The 669-nt window shown below is 43.3% G+C and carries 2 protein-coding genes; both read left to right on the forward strand.

Annotated elements, in window-relative coordinates; translation table 11 throughout:
- The first annotated feature begins 12 nt into the window (after nucleotides 1-12).
- Entirely contained in the window at nucleotides 13-126 is a 114-nt protein-coding gene (locus tag CI957_RS10355) for a hypothetical protein (protein ID WP_241646101.1), read from the forward strand.
- Between the two features lie 322 nt (nucleotides 127-448).
- Nucleotides 449-637, forward strand: coding sequence for a hypothetical protein (locus CI957_RS10365; protein ID WP_128754804.1), 189 nt, complete (start codon nucleotides 449-451; stop codon nucleotides 635-637).
- Nucleotides 638-669: the final 32 nt, after the last annotated feature.

Raw genomic sequence — 669 nt, forward strand, 5'->3', positions numbered from 1 at the left:
ATTCGGGACAAATTGATACATGCTTATTTTGGAGTTAATCTGGAGGTTGTCTGGCTCAGTGCGAAAGAAGATATTCCACAAGCAAAGCCTGTGATCCGATGTTTGCTGGAAGAACTGGATGCATAATATGCATAAATTGATATGGGATACAATCGAAAACGAATTGCCCGCCCTTAAAGCAGGACCTGATAGATTATACAAAGATATGACAAGATGAACCCTTTCATTTCCCCGCAAACTCCGCCAGCCCCTCCTCCAGGGAGACCTTCGGGACAAATCCCAGTGTTTTCGCAGCACTGATATCGGCCACGCTGTGGCGGATGTCGCCGGTGCGGGCGTCCTGATATTCTACAGGCAGATTACTGTCAAAGACGTTCTGTACGATCCCGGCGAGCCGGTTGACGGTGGGGCGTATTACTTATTTATAACTACAAACTAATTTCCAACTATGTCTGAAAAGATCGAACCTGGAGAAATTGTACGTTTAAGAACAATCAGGGAAGATCTTCATTTCATGAAAAATTATATGGTTGATATCGATTCAACTATGACCGAAGATGACAATTTGTATTTAAATCGATACAGGTCTGAGAAGAAGGCTGGTACACTTATCTCTCACGAGGAACTGAAATTATGAGTAAATCAGAAAAAGTCCCACCGGGATTGGAT

It is taken from the genome of Methanohalophilus sp. WG1-DM, from assembly GCF_004104135.1.
Lineage (GTDB): Archaea > Halobacteriota > Methanosarcinia > Methanosarcinales > Methanosarcinaceae > Methanohalophilus > Methanohalophilus euhalobius.

Excerpts from the sequence above, each read along its gene's own strand:
- CI957_RS10365 (WP_128754804.1), top strand. The coding sequence starts at position 449 with ATGTCTGAAAAGATCGAACCTGGAGAAATTGTACGTTTAAGAACAATC.